20 protein-coding genes and 2 pseudogenes are annotated in these 21,750 nt (G+C 58.5%); 6 read left to right on the top strand and 16 right to left on the bottom strand.

All coding sequences use genetic code 11. The features are described from left to right. Positions 1-40 precede the first annotated feature (40 nt). Together XF30_RS18200 and XF30_RS18195 are read right to left on the bottom strand one after the other, a co-directional pair. Positions 41-373 (bottom strand): GYD domain-containing protein, encoded by a 333-nt coding sequence (locus XF30_RS18200; RefSeq protein WP_109143465.1) that lies wholly within the window; start codon positions 371-373, stop codon positions 41-43. A 401-nt stretch (positions 374-774) separates the two neighbouring features. Beyond that, entirely contained in the window at positions 775-2,346 is a 1,572-nt protein-coding gene (locus XF30_RS18195) for a winged helix-turn-helix domain-containing protein (RefSeq protein ID WP_109143464.1), read from the bottom strand. Positions 2,347-2,490: 144 nt separating this feature from the next. Here XF30_RS18195 and XF30_RS18190 point away from each other — a divergent pair, with 144 nt between their 5' ends. Then, positions 2,491-2,730 (top strand): DUF1127 domain-containing protein, encoded by a 240-nt coding sequence (locus tag XF30_RS18190; protein ID WP_109143463.1) that lies wholly within the window; start codon positions 2,491-2,493, stop codon positions 2,728-2,730. A 246-nt stretch (positions 2,731-2,976) separates the two neighbouring features. Here XF30_RS18190 and XF30_RS18185 read toward each other — a convergent pair whose 3' ends face one another. From XF30_RS18185 to XF30_RS18175, 3 genes are all read right to left on the bottom strand, one after another. Further along, the gene (locus XF30_RS18185) at positions 2,977-3,714 is read right to left on the bottom strand and encodes a methyltransferase family protein (protein ID WP_146207722.1); all 738 of its coding nucleotides are present in this window, start codon (positions 3,712-3,714) and stop codon (positions 2,977-2,979) included. Further along, positions 3,657-4,052 carry an MAPEG family protein gene (locus XF30_RS18180; protein WP_109143461.1) on the bottom strand — a complete coding sequence of 132 codons (396 nt, stop codon included), beginning with the start codon at positions 4,050-4,052 and terminating at the stop codon, positions 3,657-3,659. The genes XF30_RS18185 and XF30_RS18180 overlap by 58 nt, the downstream gene beginning before the upstream one ends. 148 nt (positions 4,053-4,200) lie before the next feature. Beyond that, positions 4,201-4,920, bottom strand: coding sequence for a phosphoribosylanthranilate isomerase (locus XF30_RS18175; RefSeq protein WP_244608975.1), 720 nt, complete (start codon positions 4,918-4,920; stop codon positions 4,201-4,203). 195 nt (positions 4,921-5,115) lie between these two features. Here XF30_RS18175 and XF30_RS18170 point away from each other — a divergent pair, with 195 nt between their 5' ends. Further along, positions 5,116-5,397, top strand: coding sequence for a hypothetical protein (locus XF30_RS18170; RefSeq protein ID WP_244608974.1), 282 nt, complete (start codon positions 5,116-5,118; stop codon positions 5,395-5,397). 49 nt (positions 5,398-5,446) lie between these two features. Here XF30_RS18170 and XF30_RS18165 read toward each other — a convergent pair whose 3' ends face one another. From XF30_RS18165 to XF30_RS18155, 3 genes are all read right to left on the bottom strand, one after another. Beyond that, positions 5,447-6,292 carry a metal-dependent phosphohydrolase gene (locus XF30_RS18165; RefSeq protein WP_109143458.1) on the bottom strand — a complete coding sequence of 282 codons (846 nt, stop codon included), beginning with the start codon at positions 6,290-6,292 and terminating at the stop codon, positions 5,447-5,449. Positions 6,293-6,477: 185 nt separating this feature from the next. Further along, positions 6,478-8,277, bottom strand: a complete 1,800-nt coding sequence (locus tag XF30_RS18160; RefSeq protein ID WP_244608973.1) for an outer membrane protein assembly factor BamB family protein — start codon at positions 8,275-8,277, stop codon at positions 6,478-6,480. Positions 8,278-8,547: 270 nt separating this feature from the next. Then, the gene (locus XF30_RS18155; RefSeq protein WP_109143457.1) at positions 8,548-8,757 is read right to left on the bottom strand and encodes a hypothetical protein; all 210 of its coding nucleotides are present in this window, start codon (positions 8,755-8,757) and stop codon (positions 8,548-8,550) included. A gap of 1,038 nt (positions 8,758-9,795) precedes the next feature. On the opposite strand from XF30_RS18155, the gene XF30_RS18150 reads away from it, so the two are divergent. After that, the gene (locus tag XF30_RS18150; protein ID WP_109143456.1) at positions 9,796-10,263 is read left to right on the top strand and encodes a hypothetical protein; all 468 of its coding nucleotides are present in this window, start codon (positions 9,796-9,798) and stop codon (positions 10,261-10,263) included. A gap of 152 nt (positions 10,264-10,415) precedes the next feature. On the opposite strand, the gene XF30_RS18145 is transcribed toward XF30_RS18150, so the two are convergent. Beyond that, positions 10,416-12,233 carry a PAS domain-containing HWE histidine kinase family protein gene (locus tag XF30_RS18145; protein ID WP_192893182.1) on the bottom strand — a complete coding sequence of 606 codons (1,818 nt, stop codon included), beginning with the start codon at positions 12,231-12,233 and terminating at the stop codon, positions 10,416-10,418. 422 nt (positions 12,234-12,655) lie between these two features. Then, the gene (locus XF30_RS18140; protein WP_109143455.1) at positions 12,656-13,180 is read right to left on the bottom strand and encodes a hypothetical protein; all 525 of its coding nucleotides are present in this window, start codon (positions 13,178-13,180) and stop codon (positions 12,656-12,658) included. Positions 13,181-13,493: 313 nt separating this feature from the next. On the opposite strand from XF30_RS18140, the gene XF30_RS18135 reads away from it, so the two are divergent. After that, positions 13,494-14,144, top strand: coding sequence for a recombinase family protein (locus tag XF30_RS18135; protein WP_109143454.1), 651 nt, complete (start codon positions 13,494-13,496; stop codon positions 14,142-14,144). Between the two features lie 540 nt (positions 14,145-14,684). On the opposite strand, the gene XF30_RS18130 is transcribed toward XF30_RS18135, so the two are convergent. Beyond that, positions 14,685-17,189 carry a primase-helicase family protein gene (locus XF30_RS18130; protein ID WP_109143453.1) on the bottom strand — a complete coding sequence of 835 codons (2,505 nt, stop codon included), beginning with the start codon at positions 17,187-17,189 and terminating at the stop codon, positions 14,685-14,687. 735 nt (positions 17,190-17,924) lie between these two features. On the opposite strand from XF30_RS18130, the gene XF30_RS40185 reads away from it, so the two are divergent. Further along, the gene (locus tag XF30_RS40185) at positions 17,925-18,191 is read left to right on the top strand and encodes a helix-turn-helix transcriptional regulator (RefSeq protein ID WP_109143452.1); all 267 of its coding nucleotides are present in this window, start codon (positions 17,925-17,927) and stop codon (positions 18,189-18,191) included. 51 nt (positions 18,192-18,242) lie between these two features. Next, the gene (locus XF30_RS37800; protein WP_146207721.1) at positions 18,243-18,698 is read left to right on the top strand and encodes a hypothetical protein; all 456 of its coding nucleotides are present in this window, start codon (positions 18,243-18,245) and stop codon (positions 18,696-18,698) included. 243 nt (positions 18,699-18,941) lie between these two features. Here the strand turns inward: XF30_RS37800 and XF30_RS37795 are convergent, their stop codons facing one another. The 5 genes and pseudogenes from XF30_RS37795 to XF30_RS39400 form a co-directional block, all read right to left on the bottom strand. Next, positions 18,942-19,559 (bottom strand): hypothetical protein, encoded by a 618-nt coding sequence (locus XF30_RS37795; protein WP_204524511.1) that lies wholly within the window; start codon positions 19,557-19,559, stop codon positions 18,942-18,944. A gap of 119 nt (positions 19,560-19,678) precedes the next feature. After that, on the bottom strand, positions 19,679-20,110 hold the full coding sequence (locus XF30_RS18110; RefSeq protein WP_146207719.1) for a hypothetical protein: 432 nt from the start codon (positions 20,108-20,110) through the stop codon (positions 19,679-19,681). Positions 20,111-20,467: 357 nt separating this feature from the next. Next, a pseudogene (locus XF30_RS40180) lies at positions 20,468-20,566 on the bottom strand (SOS response-associated peptidase); the annotation flags it as partial. 384 nt (positions 20,567-20,950) lie between these two features. Next, positions 20,951-21,265: a hypothetical protein gene (locus XF30_RS18105; RefSeq protein WP_146207718.1), complete on the bottom strand. Its 315-nt coding sequence runs from the start codon at positions 21,263-21,265 to the stop codon at positions 20,951-20,953. Positions 21,266-21,322: 57 nt separating this feature from the next. Continuing rightward, positions 21,323-21,736, bottom strand: a pseudogene (locus tag XF30_RS39400) (hypothetical protein). Positions 21,737-21,750 lie beyond the last annotated feature (14 nt).

The raw sequence follows: 21,750 nt of genomic DNA, 5'->3' as shown, positions 1-21,750 counted from the left end.
CGCCAGCCCATCATCTCTGACAAGCGGGCTTCAGCGGGTATCATGTCCCAGGAGGCTTGAACCCAGCACCGATACGGGTTGCTTTTTCCTGAATACCCTTAAATTCGGGCAGGGTCCAAGCGCGCACCGTTTCAAGCTTCGTGAATGCGCCAGTGGCGGCGGCAGCCATTCCTGCAGCGACTGCATCCGAGCCGTCTGCAACCTCGGTGATGATCACGATGTCGTTCGAGCCTGTCGTCATGTATGCCGCAATTAGCTTTCCACCGGCCTTCTCAACGAGCCCGTTAATAGCTGCGGTGCGGTCCGTTGGTTCGCTGACCATCCCTTTGATCGCAGTGTGAGAATACGAAGCATACGTGATGAACAACGGCATTTCGTCCTCCCAATTGCTTGCGCGAAAAAATCAACCCGTCGCTCGGATGGCGACGGACAGTTTCAAGCCTCGCACACCCTCATGTTCTTGGCAATTGACTCTGCGTCCGACCACTCCAGCACCGAAAGTTCAATAGCTTACGTCCGCTAAGCGGCCGAGACCTTCATGACATCGGATAGCATTTCGAGGCTGGCGGCCTTGGCGGAGCGACGGAGTCTTGACTGACTCGAGGTCAGCTTCGGATCAAAACGCGAAGAACTCAGGTCGAGTAAATCTGGTCCGCTCTGGCGCAACGAGCGGACTATCGATCGCGGAGGTGCAACTTCGCCGATGGACCAACAGCTGACCTAGTCGCGTGTTACCGATTACAAATCGCGCTACCGCGAGACCGCGATGGCGCGTCAGTCTGGCAGTCCTGCATCGCGGAGAGCCTTGGCGAAGATCGCGAAGTCCTCCGCTCGCCGAAATGGTGCTAAATCCCTTAGATTGGAGGCGTGCAAATCGGGATTGCATTCGAGTGCTCGTAACACGGTTTTTTGCGCTTGCTCAAACCGCCCGGCGAGCGCATTGCTGGCAGCGGAAATGCAGATCGACAGCAGGAAAGTTGGATTGTCGCGCATCGCGGTTTCGGCGCATGACGATGCAATATCATAGCGGCTCGCCAGAAAATGCGCATACGCCATGGCTCCGTGCGTGGTGTAGTACATGGATGGATCGAGCGGGCTTAGGCGCATCGCACGCGCACAGTGCTCAAGTGCGCGGTCCGGCTCGCCTCTCCAAACTCTGAGCCAGCCACTGAGCATCCAAGCTCGCGCTAAGTTGGGATTGACAACAAGTGCCCGATCCATAAAAGCCGCGGCGTCGTCGAACTCATGGGCTACAAAGGCAAGTGCATATCCCCCCATACATAGCGCTATTGGATCATCTGCTCCAAGATGCACAGCTATTCGCGCCAGCCGTATGCTTTCCGCGCTTTCTCGCGCCTGGTTGTTCATCCAACCAAGCGCCTTGCGTCGGGTATAGCACCAAGCCGCCATGCCGTAGGCACATGCCAGATGAGGGTCCAGATCGATCGCCTTGTAAAAGAGCTGGAGCGCTTCACTGTTCGCGTTTTTGGACCAACGAGCTTTCGCGAGCCCACGCAAATAATAGTCGTACGCATCTAGACTTTCAGTTGGCTTACGCCTAGCTCGCTTGATCTCCTCATGCTGCAGCTTCGGGGCGATTGCACCCACGACCCCCGACGTTACGTCGTCTTGCAGATCGAACATGTCCTCGATCGGTCCCTCAAAGCGTTCCGCCCAGAGATGTGTTCCAGTTTCGGCGTCGATGAGCTGACCCGCTAGACGAATACGGTTTCCGGCTTTGCGCACGCTACCTTCGAGTACGTAGCGCACCCCAAGCTCTCGGCCGATTTGCTTCACGTCCACGGCCCGGCTTTTGTACGTGAAGCTCGAATTGCGTGCGATTACAAACAGCCAGGGAAAGCGTGACAGCGCCATCGTGATATCCTCCACGACGCCATCTGCGAAATAATCCTGTTCCGGATCGGAGCTCAGGTTGACGAACGGGAGCACGGCGATCGAGGGTTTGTCGGGGAGCACCGGGGGGAATTGCGACGGCTCTACCAGCTCATCCGCGGCTGCTTCGCCTGGGGGCACTTGGAGTTCCTGCACTGGTCCGACGAAGCGGAAACCTTTGCGCGGAAGCGTCTTGATCAGGCGCTGGTCCTCCCCGGTATCGCCAATGGCCGCGCGGACAGCATTCAGGCGGGTCGTAAGTGCAGCATCGGACACAATACGACCTTTCCAAACGGCGTTGATAAGGTCGTCCTTGCTGACAACGCGCTCCCTGTTTCGGATCAGGTATTCGAGCAGATCGAACACCTGTGGTGCGATGGAGACAACACCCGCCCCGCGATATAGCTCGCGCCGGTCGGTGTCGAATGCGTATTCCTCGAAAAGATAGCGCAAGCTGCCATTCCTTCTCGGGACCGCCTCTGTACTAGCGCATGAAGAATAAGCCGCCGGTAAGAGAAATGTAAGCCACCAGTTAAGCGCGCCGGCACCCCTTGGAGCAACTTCCGCCTAGTGAACAGTCCAGACAGGACAACCTCAATGAGCACGATCCACGGGACTACCGAGCTGGGACCGGCCACAGCAAGGCGGCAGGTCTACAGTCCTCTCGAAGCATACTGGAATGCATTTCAGGAGTGGCGCAAACGCCGGAGTTTACTGGCCAATTTGTGCGACTTAAGTGACAGGGAGCTTATGGATATCGGTATTACGCGCGGCGAAGTCGACTATGTCGCCTCGCACCGAGATTGCGATCCGCGAGGCATCCTATCCGGTGAATGAATGCCGGTATTTGGTTACGAAGGCAGGTCGGATTGGTCACACCAGAACGCGTTATGGCGCAGATGCTGACCTCCGATATGGTTCAGACCGAGAGGAACTCGGGCTCAGCAAATCTAGTCCGGTATGCTCCGCTGAGCAGACGCCGGCAGGCCGTGCCGCCACTTCGCATTCGGGCCACCGTCAGACATGGCTCGCTTGCTTCCTCTCCGTGATGACAACGTCCCGAGCAGCATGCTTTCGCGGCGCTCACCAAATGCCCGGGATGAGCCGCCATCGGACCCGCGCGGCGTAATCCGAATAGCCCGCAAGCTCTATCTGAAGAATTCGATCCTCTGTGACGGTGCGATAGAGCAGAAACGGCAGGCTGAAGATCACAACGACCGCAGCCGCGAGCCAGGATCCAAGTGCGGGTCCGCTTGCCGCTATGATCAGAATCCCGCCGGTGTATCCGGGATGGCGGACGAAGGCGTAGGGCCCCGTGGTGACGACGCGCTGACCGCGGTCGGTCTGGATGCGAATGACCGAGGAGAAAAACCGGTTAACGCGCATAGCCCATAGTGCCAACGCGTAGCCAGCTGCGAACGTGAACAGGCAAACGCCTTGCAGCCAGCCGGGCACGTTGTCGCTCCAATGGAAACGGCCACGGTCGAGCCCGGCAACGATCCAATGCGTGAACAGAACCAGCGAGAAGAACCTCAACGCGACCGGCGGCTTCTTGCCGCCCGGCCGCATGCGTTCGTGCAGGAGGTCCGGATCGACCGCGAACGAAACGATCATGACGGCGGCCAGAATTGCGAGATACGCCCAAAAGTCCGGGATGGCGATCGTGCCGGCTGCCGCGAACAATGCGGAGGCCGCGGTCACTACGAACAAAGCTGCCTTGAGGTAAGCGGAGGCCGGCATCCGCCACCTTACCATTTCAGCCGTCACTTCAGGAATAGACCGGCAACATTCATCAGGATGCCGATAGTCGGGATGTTCCACACGAGCGAACGAGCTAATGGCAAGTCCACCATATACAGGATTGCGTAGGCGATGCGACCCCAGAAGTAGGAGTGGGCTCCCCACACCGTGAGCCAGTTGTGTGTGTTCGTCGCGGTGACGACAAGAATTGCAGCGGCGAAGAATGGAAAGGTCTCAAGATAGTTTCGAAGCGCTCTTTCCGCTCTTCCGGCAACGCCGGTGAGCGGCGCAACGCTGTGTTCCCTTGAGCTGGCTGTCCATCGATAGCCGCGTTGCCCGCTCTGCAAGTGCGACACGATGATGATGTGTATGATGCCGAGGACTACGCTTGCGACGAGCAGGACGACTTCGATGGTCATAGAAGACAGTATACCCTCAGCGGCGTGATGTCTGTTGTGGGGCAATCGCGTCGGTCGGTGACGACCGCGGTCAAGTCCGGTCTACCCCAAAGAGCTGACGCCAAGGGGAGTTTGGAGGTTGGGCGCTAGGACAAAAGAGAAGTGCAATCTAATCGCTTGTCGCAGCGCGATAGAAGGCTTCCACCTTCTCTAGGTCTTTTGAGTGCGTACCCTCTTGGTCGGTTCTTGTTTTTGAATCGACGCCAGCAGGCCTCACCGACCTAATAGCTTTTTTGACATTGTCTGGTCCGAGGCCCCCAGCAAGAATTACGGGGGTACGAACACTCTCCACTATCATCCGACTGATGCTCCAGTCGTGCGTCACGCCCTGAGCACCGATTTGCAGATCACCCATGCGATGACTGTCAAGGAGGATCCAGTCGACAATTTGATCGTATGCTAGCGCCATACTTATCGCTTCAGGTCCCGTGACAGGGACGCTACGCATGAATTTGGCCTTTGGCAGAGACTTTCGCAGCGCCACGACGAGATCAGGCGTGAGCAATTCGGTTGATGCGCCGAGATGGATAATGGGCGGATCAAGCTCTCGTGCCATCCTTTCGATAAGGGCGACATCCGCAGAGAGAAAAAGCGCGGAAAGTACGGATGGCGCCCGGATCATCTTCATAACGGCTGACGCCTTCTGAACTGGAAGCTCGCGAGGGAAGGCACCGTCCCCTACGAGCACGCCGACATGATCCACGCCGATCGCCGATATTGCCTCGGCTTCCGTAGGCGTCGCAACTTCGTAAATTTGCGTCAGCATTGTTTTACGCCAGCGTAGCCAGTCAACCATTCGAATAATCAGGACGGCTTGGCCTTTGGTCAATGGCCGATTTGGGTCTTGGCCGAGTAAAAAGGGCCTTACAGGGCCATCAATCTTGAAGCCAAAACTGCGCCCACCTCAGGTCACGGTCGGGGCAATCAGCGGCTTGATCCCAACGACAGGAGCACAGTGAACGGCCCGTTAACCACTGCGCGACATGATCATCTTCGACCAGCGCAATAACCTAGAACTCACACATTGGGAGCCGTCGCCGATCTCAACCCGGTGACGGCCTTTTTTGGCTGCATGGATTACCGCGCTTTCACAAACGACAGTTTGACCATGATGTACGAGAGCGTTCGCGGCACGCTCGCGTCTGATGATGCGCAGAAGGCCGCTGGAGAGCCTCCTCGCTTCCGTGTTCGCGAGACGCCTGACTGGAAGCAACACGCGGGAAACCTCGAAGCTGAGATGCTCAAGCGAGGTATGTTCTTTGACATTATTGATTGGTCGGAGGATCAAGGCCGCCTGCCCCTATAGCCGACGTGTCGGTGAGAAGGTGGGCGTGCAGTTCCGCCAATGTCCCGGTTCACGGCTGCGGTCCTGATAAATTCATCTCACGCTCGGCCCGGAACACGTTTCCATAGAGACTTGCTATCCATTGACGACCGCGAGCTGTGACATTGAGATATCGTATCGCCGTATGAATTTGGGGAGCTACGTTCTTCCAGTAGAACTGCGGATACTTGTAAACAATATCTGCCGGCGTAGCGTAGCCCAGTGCCTTGTTGAGCCCAATCTCTTCAAATTCGTAAAACAGGGCGTTCGACTTCCTTAGATAGTTGGGATCGCCGAGCTGGCCGATAAGATCCGCAGCCCGCAGCAACAGCCCCTCCTCTTCGATCAGACTGTCATTCGATGATATCGTATAAGGAAAGCGGGTATATTCAATCGCTTGGGCAATTCGGTTCGCATCAAGGACTTCGACGGAGTCCAGACGTTCGAGGACGAACAATTTAGAGCGGTCCACATGATAGGGAGCCAGGGCGGCATCAGATGATCCTCGAGGCAAACGAATAGTGCCACCCGATACATCTGCAACAAAACAATCGTCTTCATCTCCTTGAACAACGCCGCGAACGTATCCGATGTCATGTGCAAGGCACGCCAAAATGAAATTGGCATAATCGTTTGCTGTCGTTGGTCTCAGCAGGGCGCGTCCGGTTAAAATGTCATGTCCCGCAAGGGTAACGAGCAATGTGTGCTCGATATTGTGGTACAGGGCGTCGCTGTTACCGATGCATTCCAAAGTGAGCTTGGCCGCAAACGGAAGCAATTCAGTTAAGCCGGCATGTGAAGCTCCAAACCGGTCCTTAGTTTCCGCGGTCAGAAATGACCCCAAAGCTTGCGATACTAGTTCCGGAACTGTGATCATTTGAATCTTCCGTTAAGCTTGCGCAGCGTGACAACTCCGCGGTCGTGTAGGATGAGTTCAAACAATACAGGGACATTAAGACCCTTCGATAGCAATAGTATCACTTCTCGACCGCGCCGGCGACATGGAGCTGCTAACGGTCGCAGGTGTGGAGAACAGCAACATCCTATCGGGCGATATCGCCACTACTTTCCATCTACCGAGAACGCGAGCAGCACGTTGCCCGGCAATGTGCCGTAATTGGTGTAGCCCGAATTGACGTAGAGCATGCCGCCGGCAACGACCGCGCCAGGACCATCGAGCGAGCCGCCATGCGCGGCTGCGCCATTGACAGTCATGTAGTCCTGGATTGTGTCGACATCCCAGATGATCTCACCGGTCTTGGCGACGTAGGCGCGCAGGTGCCCATCGAGCCCGCCCGAGAAGACTACGCCGGGAATCGCCGTGACCGCGGCCGACTGGGCTGGACTGCAGCCGGGCTTGTCGTTACAGCCCGGATGCGGCGTGTGCCACACGACCTCGCCCGTGGCTAGCTTGAGGGCAAACAGTCCGCCGCCCTGGCGCGGATCCATCTTCAACTCGCCACCCATGATCGTCTTCTGCGCTCCGGGCGTGCCCGGTGCCACGCGTTCAAGGCCGACGTCCGACACTGCGACGTAGACATTCTCGTCATCGACGGCCATGCCCCATTGCACGCCGCCAAGCGTGGAGCCCTGACCAATCCGGCGCTGCCACACTATCGCGCCGCCATGATCGGGATCGAGCGCGTGCACCATGCCCGACTTCTGTCCTGCGATCAGCGCGCGCTTGCCGTCCGCGAGATCGACCAGGATCGCGGATGAGCCGAAGTCGAAATCGGGTCCCTTCTTGTCGGGACAGTTTGCGGGATATTGCGAGGTGCACGCGACATTGTAGGCATCGCTCGTAGTCATCTGTCGCGACCATCTGAGCTTTCCGTTCACCAGATCGAACGCCACAAAAGCGTCAGACGTGTCCTGTGCGGGATTCGAATAGCTGTCGCCCGTGGTCGCATAGATCGTATTCGTCTTGACGTCGACCGTTGGCGCGGACCAGATCGCGCCCCCTGATGGCCCGAAAAGCTGCACACCCATCGAACTGATGCCCTGCGCTTGCGCGGGCGGGGAGATGTAGCTGCGCCATTTCACCTCTCCTGTCGCGGCGTCGAGCGCGACGATCAGCCCGCGAAAGCTGCAGCAGCCATAGCGTGGATCGGCCGCCAGCGCCTCTTCGAGCGAGGACACCGGCACATAGAGTATGCGGTCCGCAAGCGTCGGCGCACCGGTGATCATGGCCGCTTGATGCTCCTCGACCCGACGGGTCCACTTTAGCTTCCCGGTCTCGGCGTCGAGCGCATAGGCGTTGCCGCGCTGGTCGCCGAAATAGGCCGCGATACCACGCTCGTCCTCGCCGATGGTGACGGCGCTGCGCACGCCAAAGCCTGCATCGAACACCCAGCGCTGACATCCAGTGCTGGCGTCGAGCGCATAGACCTTGCCGCCGGCGCTACCGACGAACAGCCAGCCGCCCCAGACCGTCGGTTGCGCAAAGGCCCTGGCGTCACCGGGAAAACCGAAAGCCCATTTCAGCTTGAGGCGCGGGACATCGTCGGCCGCAAGCCGCGCGTTGTCGGCGGGCTGAAAGCGATGCTGGCGGATGTCGACCCCCCAACCGTTCCAGCGCGGCAGCGCCGCATCGGTGAGTTTGGGTCCATCGTCGCGGCATCTGGAGTCGGGCAGTTCAAGCGCAGGTGCCGGCGCGGTGCCCTTCAAATAGCGAGTGATGGCGCCGATCTGATCCTTACTCAGATCCCGCCCCTGCGCGCTCATGAGCCCGTAGGCGATCTGAAAGCCGATCCGCTGGTCGCTCAGCTGCCGCAGCGCATTCCTGTCGGGCGCCCGCGCCACGCCGCCCTCATGACATGAGGCGCAGCGTTGCCGATAGAGCGCCTCGCCGGACTGAGCCATTGCCTCCTCTGCCCCGGAGCATGAAATGCCGATCGTGGCGAGAAGCAGTCCGATCGAAAACTGCAACCAGATAAGGCCAAACGCGTTCTCGGATGACATCGTGCTCCCCCTATCGACAGGAATTCTTCCATTCAAGCCGGATCGCGAATACGGATGACCGGGCGAGCCGAATTCCTTCAACCCCGCTGGCAAATCCGTAGGCGCGGCGGAAACGCACGTAAGCTCGTCATACTTCGCCAATGGCAATTGATGTGCAGAAGGCTCGGTCGTTCAGAGATGAGCACGCGGCAATAGCCAGCTCATGATCTTTTCGTACGGATCGCGATGACTGTGGATGAATGCATTATCGTTCTGCTGCGCGGCAGTCCTGGCGAATTCAGTAATCGCCTCCATAGACTGCCGTTCAGCCTTCGGAAGCTTCGCCCATTGACGAATGATCTTCCGGCGGACTTCGCGTTGCTTTTCCCTTACGTCAGGCATCGGTGCGCTCCTAAAGTGGATTTGCTCCTGCTCTGCCTGTAGTAGCCAACATGAATGCCATGCTTGTGTCCAGAGCGCAGTTTAGATTCAGGTGAGATCGATCTCCGCGCGCTTTCGCCGAAACCAGAGCAGACGTTTGAGCCGCTCGGCGAGCTCGGCGTTCGGCCTGGGCTGAGCGGCCCGTGTCGCTCCCGGCGCACCGCTACTGCCGCGCCCAGCGCCGCTTCAACACCTTTCCGAGCTGCTCGGCGCTCTCACATCGCGCCGCAGCTGATTATATGCAGTTGAGGACCCGCGTCGATAGGTTGCACCGCAATTTGCTGCAATGCGGCAGTCCAGTTCTCCGAACGCTCTGCGACAAAAGGTACCCTCCTCGACCAGGCGCGTTGTGACCAGATCGATTCCGATGGAAGCGTAATCGCGGCCAATCGACTCCGATTGAACCAGCATTGACTCCGATGCATGCTTTTCCGCAAATTTTCCCCTGCCCCTCCCCTCGGCCAGAAGAGACCCGGCCCCTTGTTGTTTAGGCGCAGCGGCCGGCGCGGCGAGGTCGCATCGAAACAAACAACGTGAGCGCAGCCGACCCACGATCGTTAAGATCGGTGACCGCCGCCCTCACTCACCACGACCGAAGTGCGCTCTCTCGCAACATTGTCGATGAATCGCGCTTTCCGAAGAAAGTGGATTCCGAATTGCGCATCGATCACCTAAAGTGATTTGTGTTTACACACGGATGCCCGGCTATCCCGTCGGATGGGATTTGCCGATCCGTCCGAGCCGGTACGGCCACTTGCGGGTGTCGCACGAGCGACGCTGAAGTTGCTCCTCCCCGCCAAGAAGCCCATTCGTGTCCTGAACCAGGTCCCGTCTGCGCGCAGGAACAGCGTCGACGAGCGGCCTCAACATTTGCTGGAGCATCGCCGGCGTTAACCCTGTCGCCAAATGATCCGCGCGCGGCACGTCCGCTACCGACAGATTGCCTCATTGGAGCGGAGACTTTTTCAACAGCACTAACCTTGGTTAGAGGCGCGCATCATGCTGAGACCGAGCTTCCTAGGGCTGCTCATCGTTTTGGGTGTAGGAGTCCTGTCAGCCATGGAGCTGCGAGCTCCCCAGCGCTTCACGGTCCCGATCGTCCAGTCGCCTGCCGCACCAGATGCTGGCTCATCTGCCTCGCCCGACACACTGGCGAAAGGCGATCGCCTTGACGTCACCCCGGTGACCAGCGTGATACGGACCGAGGTCGCTTTGGCCGAAGCGCCTGTTGCTCCCCCAAACGATGCCCGTGCCACTACGCCCGAGCCTTCAAGGCCGCTCGCTCGCCAACGTCACAGTTCGAATACGGCCGCGAGCGCCGCTCGTCCCAAACCAAAGAAGATAACCGTTATCAAGCAAACTGCAATTGCCGAGCGTTCAAAGCTCGCCAGCGAGACCGTGTCCTGCAGGCTCGCGGCGTTTGGCGGCTTGCGCAAGGCGCTGAATTTATCCGGCTGCGAGATCTGAGGGTGCGGGCTTACGCTTTGCGGTGCCCGATGGCTTCAGTAAGAAAACACTACAGCACTGCGCTTCAGAACCCGACGTGTACAGCCATCCGTACTCCGTTCATGGCTCACAATCCAGAGCGCGGCTGCGTTGAACGAAGTGAGCCGACCAGATCAGTCGCGCAGCCGTGCCCGGCTTAGTTGCAGACGGACTTGTGCGCCAGAAGGCTTCCAAACGATATCGACCTTTCCACCGAGCTGCCCTTCGACTGCAGACTTAATGAGTCTGCTGCCGAAACCGGTCGAGGTCGGCTTGGCGATCGCAGCAGAGACATTGCTCTCGCTCCAAGTCAGAACCAGGACGTCTCCAGCAAATTCCCACCCGATCATCACCTTCCCGTCTGCATGACCCAGTGCGCCATACTTGATAGCGTTCGTGGCAAGCTCATGCAGGATGAGTGCCATTGCGGTGGCTGATTTCTCCCCGAGCACAATTTCCGGTCCGGTCAAGCTCACTTTGCCATGCTGCGAGGCACTCAAATGCGGTGCCAGTATCTGTTCAGCAAGATGGATGAGCAACACTGAATGCGCTGGCACCGAATCCGCTCCGCCGATCCGGACGAGGTCATGTGCCCGAGATAGCGCTTGCAAACGCTGGTTAAGAGCGGCGCTCATTTCAGCCGTCGTATTGGTCGATCGGCCCGTCATGGACACCATGGCGCTGAAGAGCGAGAAGAGGTTCTTCACCCGATGATTCAGCTCTTGCATCAGCAGTTGGCGAGCCTCCTCGGCCATTTTCAAATCATGCAGGTCGGTGCACGTGCCGTACCAACGGATGATCTCGCCCGCCTCGTTGCGGATGCATTGTGCACGTCCGATCACCCAGCGGTATTCGCCCGAGCGGTGCCGCAGCCGATACTCGATGTGATAAGGCTCGCCCGTAGCCAAACTGTGGCGCCATACTTTCCAGGCCCGCTCCTGGTCGTCGGGGTGAAACATTCCGTTCCAGGCCTCACCGTCGGTCGAACCTTTGGGCACGCCTGTGTATTCGTACCAACGGTCGTTGTAATAATCGTGATAACCGTCGGGCAGCGTCGACCAGATCATCTGGTCGATGGAGTTCACGATGGCCTGGTAACGTTCCTCGCTCTCGCGAAGGGCAGCCACCGCCCGGATCGTCTCCGTCACGTCGGTCGCCTGCACGAAGATGCCATACCGATCGCCCGCGCCGTCGCTGATCGGCTGAAAGACGAAGTCGAGATGCCGTTGCTCGGAAATCCCGTTTCGATCCAGGACAACCGGAATGGCGCGCCCGGCGTAAGGCACTCCGCTCTGGTAGACGTTGTCGAGTAGTTCGATGAAACCTTGCGACGCCACCTCGGGCAGGGCCTGATCGACCGATTTGCCGAGGATGTCGTCACGGCCCACCAACTGCAAATAAGCGGGGTTTGCGATTTCAAAAACATGACGGGGCCCGCGAAGAATGGCCGTCGCGCCCGGCGCCTGTTCGAACATAAGAGACAGACGTGCAATCTCCTGCTGGGCACTGCGCCGCGCCAGGACGATTAGAGTTGTTTCGTTCCCTTGATTGAAGATGCCCGCAACCTCGCCATCTTCGCCGCGGATCGGGCTAATGCTGTAGTTCCAGTAGGTCTCCTGCTGGCTGCCGCCACGCACCATTGGCAGCATTTCGTCATAGGTGGAAAAGCCTTCACCCGTGGCCACCACGTTCTCGAACTGCGGGCCGACGACGTGCCAGATGTCGGACCAGACTTCCTTGGCGGGGCGGCCGAGAGCCCAGGGATGGCGCTCGCCCGGAATGACAGACCACGCGTCATTATAAAGGAGCCTGAAGTCCGGCCCCCAGTAGATCGCCGTTGGAAAGCTCGAATACAGGCAAATGGACAGTGCCGAACGAAGCGATTGCGGCCACGACTCCGGAGGCCCGAGCGGATGTGTCCTCCAATCGAAAAGACGGATAAGCTCGCCCATCCGTCCTCCGCCGCTTAGAAATCTTGTCGTCTCGTCACGCATCGGCCTGCCCATCTCAGTCCTCCGAGCGCAAGCTTATCCAGCATTTCGGCGGACGGATAGCCGACGCATCGGTGAGAAGATCGGCGTGCAGTCGCGCCAGCGCTCCGGCTTGCCGCTCTAGCTAGGCCGAGGCTGGAGTTTGGCTAAAGCCAACCGTAGACGATTATTCCTCACCGCCACAAATCGTTCGCGGTCCACCCCGCAAAAGCGAGCGTCGGTCGGGAGAAGGATTTTCTAAAAACGAACGGGGCAAGAACCCGCAAAACTACGTAAGGTCTATAGGTTGCCTGCGGCTTAGGAAGTCTGAGAGCGGAAAATATTGTCGCGGGCTTGCCGAAGTAGCACTGAGCAGGCCTGTACGCCGCATTTAGAGGCTGTGATCAGACGTTGATCACCGTGAGCCTTCGCATCGCACGCTGTCTGGACTGCCACGCTTCTGCGTCAGACTTGTGGTGCATGTGAAGTTGACGCTCGGGCGTGAGTACGACGATATCGTCGCCCCAATATTCACCGACCGCGCACAAACCGACAGCGGCCTGACGGACAAGGTGCGACGTTAACAATCGTGGCAAGGCTAACCGGTAGCAAACACCATCGTAGACAAAGAAGCCGAGGCGGACCATGAGCCCGAACTCCCGGCTGAACGTGCCATAGCCATCTGCGTAAAGTTCGAATGCGGCGGCACAATTTTGTTGCTTCAGCTCATCGAGGGCCTCACGAGCGAAGGCAGCTAGATCAGGCATGCCGTCACCATGGAGTAGCTCCACCCGATCATGGAACTCGTGGTCCGCCAGTGCAGTCGACCATAAAGCTTCCGCCTCGCTGGCCTTGGCGATCCAAGCCGCATCAAAATCGGGTCTTCCGGTCGGCATCTCTAGAAGGACGTGCGTGGCAGAAAGCGACATCTTGGGCTCTCCTATCAGATTACCTGACGAGTAGGAAAACTCCGCTCTACGCCCCACGCTCAGGTACTTGATCGCAAATGATGCCGGGCGAAATGCGGCGGCTAGTCCGAGACCGCAAAATTTTGTCGCGCGGAGTTACGAGCGTTTTACGTGCCTCGCTTGGGGGCTGCCAGGGGGCAGTTGCCGGCCTCCCTCCCCTCACCAATCACTTGCCGCCATTGAGACGAGGCTCCTGATCGATTCTTGGTCCTCGACTCTTGCGGAGAGTCCATCGTTGTAACATACTGACGTTCGTCAATGTGTTACGAGACGAATGATGTCGCAGCCAATTGTCGCTTACTATCGCGTTTCCCGTGAGAAGCAGGGCCGCTCCGGGCTCGGCCTCGACGGTCAGCGGCGCCTCATCTCGACCTTCGCCAGCAACGAAGCCATGCAGATCGCCAGCGAATTTACCGAGGTCGAGACCGGCAAAGGAGCAGACGCGCTAGACCGGCGTCCTCAGCTTGCTGCAGCCTTGCGGAAAGCCAAGCAGCTCAAGTGTCCGGTCGTCGTGGCCAAACTGGATAGGCTTTCGCGCGACGTGGCCTTCATCGCCGGCCTGATGGCTAAACGGGTGCCGTTCATCGTTTCAGAGCTGGGCAAGGGCGTGGACCCTTTCATGTTGCACATCTACGCGGCCGTGGCGGAAAAGGAACGCAACGTCATCGCTGAACGGACCCGCCTCGCCCTTGCGGAGGCCAAGCATCGCGGCAAGCGGCTCGGCAATCAAAGACAGGCCGACATCAACAAAGCCGCTGCAGCGACTCGGGACGCCCAGCTAGAGCCCATCCTGAAGGAGATGTGGGACTTGCCCTACCGCGATATCGCCCAGGAACTAACGGACCGTCAGATTCCTGCAGCCCGGGGTGGCGCTTGGAATGCAATGAGCGTGCTGAGGTCGATGAAACGACTGGGGTTAGTTTGAGATTTCCCATGAGATCTCCCAGTTCAGCCGGCAACCTTTGGCAGTAGCGCATCCCTCACGCGATTTAGGAGTCGTGCAATTGGCGGCCGGGCTAACCTAAGGTGAAGTGACGACCGTGTGCCTTCCGCCGAAAGCGCAGGCGCGCGAGCAGCATCCGGCCGCCGTGGCACTGGCAGACGCTGACCCCACGCATGGCCAGATTTCCGCACATTTGGCCATTCCGCTTCTTCGCAATGCAAGTCGGAAGGCCCGGCCGCCCCGGCCTGAACCGGTACTTTACCGCCGCAGCCTGCCACATTGCGTTCCCTGATCCGAACGAACGTCCCATTTGACGGCCTCGACTGAAGAGAGCGGCCGAAGCTCCTATGGCTAGGCCGGCCGGTCAAGGCACGATCAGTGAAGTCAGTGAAATCAGTGGTTTTGCATCCTGCTCATCTTGTCGTCCTCGCGCGCGCGATCGACCTTGATCCAGAATATCGGACGGTTGGCTGCATTTTATTTATCAAGATAGAAAATCACTGATTTCACTGACTTCACTGATTAGGCTTGGTGGGCAGGTGTGCAGTCTTGGCGGCTTGCGCTTGCCCCCGTCATCTTCGTCGCCGCAGCGAGCCGATCGCGCAGCGGCAGATTCGCCCTGGCATAGATGACTTGGCGCCTCCGATTGATGACCCAGAGACCATCGCGCGTATTGTTCCGTACCACCACATACCCGCACTGTTCGAAGCGGTGCGGAATTTGCCGGCGGTTCTTGCGGTCTCCCAGCCAGATCTCGAACCCGTCAGATGCCATGGCCTGCACTTGGACCAAGGTCACGGCGTCAGGATTGCCAAGGCGATCAAGGACGTCGGCGAGCTCGGCGTCCTCTGGCGCGCGGCTGGCATCAACAATAGCCCAAAAGGCTTCGGTCTTCGGTGGCGGCGCCTTCGGATTGAAGGCACTCAAATCTAACGAGGCGAGCCAGGCAGCAACATCCCGGTCTCCCCCCTCATCGTACCACCGCCATAGCTCTGTCCAGTATTCTGCGCTGAAGTCTTCCTTAACAAGGTGGCTCCAGGCGACATAATGACGGCGGTCGTCGGCGGAGAGATAGATGCCGTCCGTCTTGTGGTTCGTCGTGATCAGGACGCCGCATACATTCGGCACGCTGTACTCACGCACATTCTTTTCGTCGATGCGCAGAACATCAGGTGGCGCCGCAGTAACCGCCTTCATGTGGTCATAAAAGGCGAAGCGGTCGATTCCGCCGAGATCGCGCGCCTCACTGATGCGAAGGATGACGGACTTTAGGAAGCCATTGAAGCGCCCCAACATCTGCTTGGGCGACACCTCATGCAAATTCCAGGGGCCGACCGCGCGTTTGACCGGTTCGATGAGCGTATCCTTTCCGATGCCCTGCGCGCCACCGAGCACCAGGGCATGATTGATCTTTTCCTGCGGACATTGCACGCGGTGCGCCAGCCAACGCACGATGTGGTCGGCATCGCTGGGATAAACGCGCCGGATGTGATCGACCCACCTTCGGGCGCCGCAAGGGTTGCCGCGATCAAGAGTTGGGGGCCGATATAGGTTCAGGACCGTGCAGCCGGCGCGCGGGATCCAGCCCCCCTCGGAGATCAGATGTCCCTCAAGCAGCGCCGGCTCGCCCGGAGCCCATGTTATCTGTTCAACCGGCCGATTCTGGTCCAACCATTTGTTTGCCGATACCGGCCTGCTGGAGCCGGAGGTTTTGACCGGCGCTAGACGCGCATTGACGCTTGAGGCCGGCCACAATTCTCGCGTCGGCAAGAATATGTATTTGTGCATAGGCATGTAGGCGACAAAATCTTCGCGCCTCAACTCGATTAACTCGTAGCGGCAGCCACCGTGAGCAAACGAGGAAATGAACAGCGATCCATCCTCGCGCCGGTATAGAATTGCTTTGCCGCGACCGTAATCCGGGCCTTCGAAAGGATCGGACAAGGTCTTGCTGATAAATTGATCCGGCTTGGCAAGCACTTCCCCCACCGTAACGCCGGCCAGATCGGGATCGTCGAAGGGCAGCGGAAATGTCGAGCCCAATTCCCTCCGGTCAACCCAATGATCCACCTGAGCACGCGCCTCGCTTTCGAGGTATCCCATGGCAGTCAAGCGTGCGATATGGCGGGCGCTCCACCTCGCCCGAGCTTCCCGTCGCTCAGGCAGCAGCCTGAGCTCCTCAATGGCTCGCAGTTCTCTTGCCTTCGCTCTTTCATACTCGGAGAGCGGCGGACAACACAGCCGCGTGTCGAGCGAGTCTCCGCCATGAGCGGCAACCTCGCGCTCTATCTGCTCAAGCGGCGGCTCGACAATCGGACGCCCCTCGAAAATTAGACGTTCCGGCGAGCCAACAGCTTTATCGATGATCGCCCGGTCGAGGAATGTGCCTGCGGATGACACGATGCCCCAGCCGAAGCCTGCCAGCCAACAACGCTCATACAAATCGGATAGAAATCGCGGAATGTCGGCGGCGTCGACCACCGGGACGACGATGTGGCGCCCTCCTGATCCGAGGAAGCGCTCCCCGGTGATTCGGTGCCGCAATCCACTGCTGGTCGAGGCGCGTTCAACGCAGGCTGCTCCACCCAATCCTGGTATTACTTCCTCAAGCGCGCGGCGAACGTCACCCCCCAACCCCTCTATTCGGCGTCTCGTGGCGGCCGGCATTCCTTTGGTGTCGAAATCCAGCAGCACGAGCCCCGGATTGCCAGCACGGAATGTAAGATAATCCAATGTCCGGGCAATAACGGTTGGGTCCTTAGCTCCGTCGAGCTCGTCCTTGCGGACCACCCGGACGCGCTCCGGCAGGCCATCTCGAAGGCTGCCAATCGCGTAGGCTTCATTCGATTTCAACGAGGCGATCAAATCGGCAAGAGACTGCACATCTCTGATCGTAGCGCGGCGGGCAAACCCGCGTGCCATGCGGCAGGCAGAACTATCACTGGCGATCTTACCCTCGCGAAGGGCAATCCGCTTCGTGAGCGGGCCGCCGACCTTTTCAAAGACGGTGATCTCGGTCGGCATCATCGTGACAAACCGTCATCGGCATGCATCGAAACTCGATTCGGAGGCCTCACACGCACGCGATTTCTGCTCGCCAATACCGTGACGCCGCTTCGACTGTTCAAGCCGGTCCGAGATATCCTTCAAGCTTCAGTCGCGTCGTGGCGACGGCACCGCCAGGGACGGCCGGTGCCTTGCTAGGCATTTGTCTGCTCCTCGACCGGGAAGTTTCGGCGCCTGCGGCGATCGGCGGCAATCGCGGCTTTCTGTTCTCGCTTCGCGATCCACTCAGCCACAGCTTCATCCGCGATCCGAATGCCCGTGCGACCGAGTACCATCTCGCGCGGCCCCCACCCCTCACGCTTTGCCCGTTCGTACGTGGATCTCGAAATGCCAACGGAAGAGCAGAACTCATCGACGGTCCACGATGCGCGCGGCACCGGATTGCGTCGGCTATTCTCTTCGCGCGATAGACACGCCATGACATACTCCTCTTGTTGATAGCGAGCGCCTTCACTCGCCTTGTTGACGAACAGTGTGCGCGTGACCTTTGCAGACGAAAAGAAATTTTTTCGAAAATTGGGTGCTTACTTTTGCTTAGCTCCGAACTATTTAAATCCGAGAAGTCGCTGCAACAGAGGCACTTCTTAAATAGCTTTCTTTAGCTTAGTCCCGAACTCGTGATCCAAGCAGCGCTCGACTGGAATTTGCAACGCGTTATCGTGCGCGCTGTTTCAAGAAATACCGAGGTGACGCGCGATGACCACCTCAAAGCGAAGCGACCGGCGTGAACTCCGGCCCATGCTCACTGAACAAATGGTTCTTGAGCTCGTCCCGATCTCACGCACCACGCTTTTCCGCCTTGAACGCGCCGGCAAATTCCCGCGCTCAGTCTACGTGAGCCCGAACCGACGCTTCTGGTTTCGTGATCAGGTGGTGGCATGGCAGACCGCCATTGATCATAATGACGAACGCAACCCGGCGCGAGGGCGTGGCAAAGGGAGGACGCGGCGACGCGTAGCCTAGTGTCCATGAACTGTGACGGCAGGATTGATTCTTGTAGTAACGGAGCGACACATGATCAATGGATTCGCACACGAGCTACTCATTCCTATCTGTCATCCTGATGCTCTACCCGACTACGTCGTAAAATCTCGGGATGAGCGCGTCTGCGCAGAGTTGCCAGCTTCAGTCACGAAGGTGGCGTGGCCGACGATGAGATTCATCAAAGCCCTTAGGCAGGTTTGGGCCAGCCCGACAGGATCTCCTCGCCGCGGCTGGTGGTATTCGCAGGAGGGCTATTGTCAGATCGTTCAAGGGATCTTCGTCGCCGTAACAAGACACCCCGGAGGATGGACGGTAGATCGGGAAGCCCTCAACCTCCCGCGTGACGAACGCGGTTTTCGAGAAATTCTTGGCATAGACGCTGGTGTGCCGGTCGTGTTTTCGCAATTCTGGTTGGCCAATCTTGCAGCCAAGAACCCTGCCAAACTCGGCCTCAGATGGCTGACCGACATTCTAGACAAACGTTAGGATTGAAGCAGCGTCGCTTGGAGGCTGACAGCAAGAACAGCGTCCTTTGTCTGTTGGCTTGCGATCCAACAGCGCGGCCCTCGCGAGGCTATCGACCGTTCAATGACTTTGCTGTCGATGTCAGCCGCGTCCTAGCTCGCAGCAGCTGCAGCTCCGTGGCCGACGCTCGGAATTCGATGGGTCACTGCGACGTTGCAGGAGGTGATCACATGCACAGCTCGACCACAGATGCTCGCCAGTCGGCTATGCGGCACGCAAAAACGCGTCGTTCGGTGCATCAATTGGAAGCAGCGTTGCTGTCCGCCCCAATACTGGGAGATGCGGCGTTTGGTTTTTTCGCGTCAGGACCGCGATGCGCGTCGGAGCCCCGACTCCGATATCTTGTACGTCTAGAAATTTCGTCACAGCGCTATTTACGGCGTTGGCGTTCGGACTAATTACTTCGAAGAGCGCAACATGGTCATCAGCTTCCACCGCAGCATCGAACTCCCACGTATCCGACTTGCCCCTGATCTTTGCCCTTTGCTTGATTTTTCTATGGTCGTAGACGCGATCTAGCTTATCCCAAAGCGCGGCCCGCGCGTCAGCGTGTTCGGTCATGGCAAGAATGGTGGCCGTATTCTCGACGGCGGTCTTTGCCGCGTTCGCGACAGATGCGACAACGACAACCAGCTCCTCAACCCCGACCTCCATCTCGAAAATCATGTTTCGGTCAAAGCGGACGCCGAAACGCTCGGCAACATCGCCAGCAAGTCGCACGAACGTTTTCTCGCCGCCCATGAGACCGGCTTCTCGTCGCGCTCCTCCGGCATCGCTGACGAGAAAGCCATCGCGCAGACGAGAGATTTCGACGCCGACCATTGAGCCGCCAGGGTAAAGCAGCGGCAGAGACAGACGCGCGGCGTCCGTCGCTGGGGTGATCCGGATGAGAGCCCGGGCCACTTCGTCCGCTATCTGGGCAATGGATTTTTGGAGTTCGATCAGAGCAAGTACTCCTGCCAATGCGGGGTGGGGAAATCGTCCAACCCTTGGATATTAAACTCTTGCGCCACCGTACGCAAAAAGCCCCGAAAACTCGTTAACGGTTCCGCGACCGGCACGGCAATGGGCAGATTGTAAGGGGGCAGAAAGGCTTTGCCCCCGACCTTCGCGTTGTCCTCGAAGCGGTGGACGTGGCTTTCTTCGACCACCGGTGGCACGTGTCCCAAACGTGCAGTTTTGCGAACGAGAGTGTTGAAGTGTGGGTCAGCGGGCCAAGCGTCAACGCGGGCGATGTTCACAAATGAACGTCGGCCACCCGTGATCTCCAGCGTCGCCGTTACCTCATGCTGGCGGCGATAGGCCCAAGCACTTAATCGAAGCCGGACGCCTTCCAGACCGACCCCGTTTTCGTCGCCCAGCGGAATGACCACCTCCGTTGTCTCAGCGGCTACGGTATGCAGATCCGATCTCGACATGGGCTTAGTGCTCGGCGTAGGCGGCTCCGGATCGGACCACGAGGGCCATGACATAAGCGTCTTGCGCGCTGCGGCTGTTTCAGCCCAACGTCGTTCAACCACCGGCTCCTTTGGTTTTGCCGTTTTCCCCGCCACGCCCGCCGCCCTAAACACCTGACGATTGTACAACCCGGGGGCGTCGTCGCAAGGCTTGAGAAGGCCGATTGTTTCGGGAAGGGTCAGTTACTGTGGTGCAGCAAGGGCGACATCCTCCTTATCTCCTCCCCTTGCGACAATCTTGAGCGCGTCATCTGGCAGCGGGCGTTGCAATGCCCTGACCCACGGTGCGCGCATCCACGCATCTCGGAAAGACGCCGGCATCGGCGCGAGGTTGCCGACGTATCGGTTAACGACGCGAAGCAGCGCAGCGATGGCGGCTTGGTTGGACTATGGCTTTTGCCAGTACAGTAGCTCAGGGAAAGTCGCCCAGAACTCCCTTATCGCCGCGGCAAATTCGGAAACCTGCTCATCCGATACCTCCCGCCATTCATGATCGAGATGGCCGTCGAAGATTTTAAATTCTCGCATCGGATTGTTGAGATACTAGGATATTTGTCGTGTAGCTCGTCAAGCGATCTTCCTTTGCCATGCTTGTAGACGTTCACGACCAAGCGACAGGCATCGATCCTTGGAAAGAATGCAAGTGCGGTACAGTCCCAGCCGAACTCCTTGAGAATATCAAAAAGGTTCCGGACATCCTTTACCCAAGTATGTTGTTTCACTGCGGCGGCTTTGAAATAGTGACGCATCTCCAGTTCAAGGAATTTCCGAAGTTCTTTTTCCCCACTGGTGATACATTCCAGCAACGGCGCTCAGCGTCGCTTGTTTCCTTAGGTCGTCGAGTAGCGAATAGAACTCAAGGGCATTATCGTTCGCTGTCTCGGCCACATGCGCCAAATCGTAGAAATCGTATTCGCTGCCTGGCGAGCTTCCGATGCGCTCATATTCGTCTTCGGCATATTTCTCGGCTTCTGCTTCGATCTCCGAGAATTGAGCAAGGATGCGCGCGCGCATCTGTTGAACAAAAAAATCGTGCTGTTTGATGAGCTTGTGACGCCAACCGAAGGTCATGTGGAGTTGGGGTTGTATCATCGGTCGCGCAGTCCCAGTTCAATCCAATCAGTCATCCTACCGCCCCCCCGGCCACCATGTTGACGGCGGACTGCTGGTCGAAATCTTTGTCGGTCGCAGCGCGACCAGTTGGCTGCGTTTGTACGGATAGCCGCGCACCTGCGAGCAGTTTTTGCACCGCATGTACCGCTCCAGCTCATGAACCTGCGTGCACTTTGGCCGCCGAACGATGTCCAGAGCAAAGGTCTGGTTGGTGTCGCAGCCGATACACCGCACCTCCAGATAGCCTTAAGCGGCTTTGAGCGCATCGCCCAGCGTTGAGGACGGCTGGGCCGGTCCCTTGAAGCCAAGCATGCGAGCGTTCCGCGCTTCGACCGCGAGCCGGTCTGCTTTCTTGCGTGCTTCCGCCGCCTGCTCGGCCGCTGCCCGAACGGACGCGCCGTAGATGCTCTCGAGAGATTTGGTGCCCATGACCGCGAAAGATC

The organism is Bradyrhizobium sp. SUTN9-2, from assembly GCF_003122645.1.
Taxonomy (GTDB): domain Bacteria; phylum Pseudomonadota; class Alphaproteobacteria; order Rhizobiales; family Xanthobacteraceae; genus Bradyrhizobium; species Bradyrhizobium yuanmingense.
This window is presented reverse-complemented; position numbering and strand designations above follow the sequence as displayed.

Bases quoted from the DNA above. Each gene is read 5' to 3' on its own strand.
- XF30_RS18160 (WP_244608973.1), bottom strand. From the start codon at position 8,277: ATGGCTCAGTCCGGCGAGGCGCTCTATCGGCAACGCTGCGCCTCATGT.
- XF30_RS37800 (WP_146207721.1), top strand. From the start codon at position 18,243: ATGATCAATGGATTCGCACACGAGCTACTCATTCCTATCTGTCATCCT.
- XF30_RS18105 (WP_146207718.1), bottom strand. From the start codon at position 21,265: ATGACCTTCGGTTGGCGTCACAAGCTCATCAAACAGCACGATTTTTTT.
- XF30_RS18140 (WP_109143455.1), bottom strand. From the start codon at position 13,180: ATGTCGCTTTCTGCCACGCACGTCCTTCTAGAGATGCCGACCGGAAGA.
- XF30_RS18200 (WP_109143465.1), bottom strand. From the start codon at position 373: ATGCCGTTGTTCATCACGTATGCTTCGTATTCTCACACTGCGATCAAA.
- XF30_RS18155 (WP_109143457.1), bottom strand. From the start codon at position 8,757: ATGCCTGACGTAAGGGAAAAGCAACGCGAAGTCCGCCGGAAGATCATT.
- XF30_RS18150 (WP_109143456.1), top strand. From the start codon at position 9,796: ATGCTGAGACCGAGCTTCCTAGGGCTGCTCATCGTTTTGGGTGTAGGA.
- XF30_RS18190 (WP_109143463.1), top strand. From the start codon at position 2,491: ATGAGCACGATCCACGGGACTACCGAGCTGGGACCGGCCACAGCAAGG.
- XF30_RS18135 (WP_109143454.1), top strand. From the start codon at position 13,494: ATGATGTCGCAGCCAATTGTCGCTTACTATCGCGTTTCCCGTGAGAAG.
- XF30_RS18145 (WP_192893182.1), bottom strand. From the start codon at position 12,233: ATGGGCGAGCTTATCCGTCTTTTCGATTGGAGGACACATCCGCTCGGG.
- XF30_RS18165 (WP_109143458.1), bottom strand. From the start codon at position 6,292: ATGATCACAGTTCCGGAACTAGTATCGCAAGCTTTGGGGTCATTTCTG.
- XF30_RS18180 (WP_109143461.1), bottom strand. From the start codon at position 4,052: ATGACCATCGAAGTCGTCCTGCTCGTCGCAAGCGTAGTCCTCGGCATC.
- XF30_RS40185 (WP_109143452.1), top strand. From the start codon at position 17,925: ATGACCACCTCAAAGCGAAGCGACCGGCGTGAACTCCGGCCCATGCTC.
- XF30_RS37795 (WP_204524511.1), bottom strand. From the start codon at position 19,559: ATGGTCGGCGTCGAAATCTCTCGTCTGCGCGATGGCTTTCTCGTCAGC.
- XF30_RS18130 (WP_109143453.1), bottom strand. From the start codon at position 17,189: ATGATGCCGACCGAGATCACCGTCTTTGAAAAGGTCGGCGGCCCGCTC.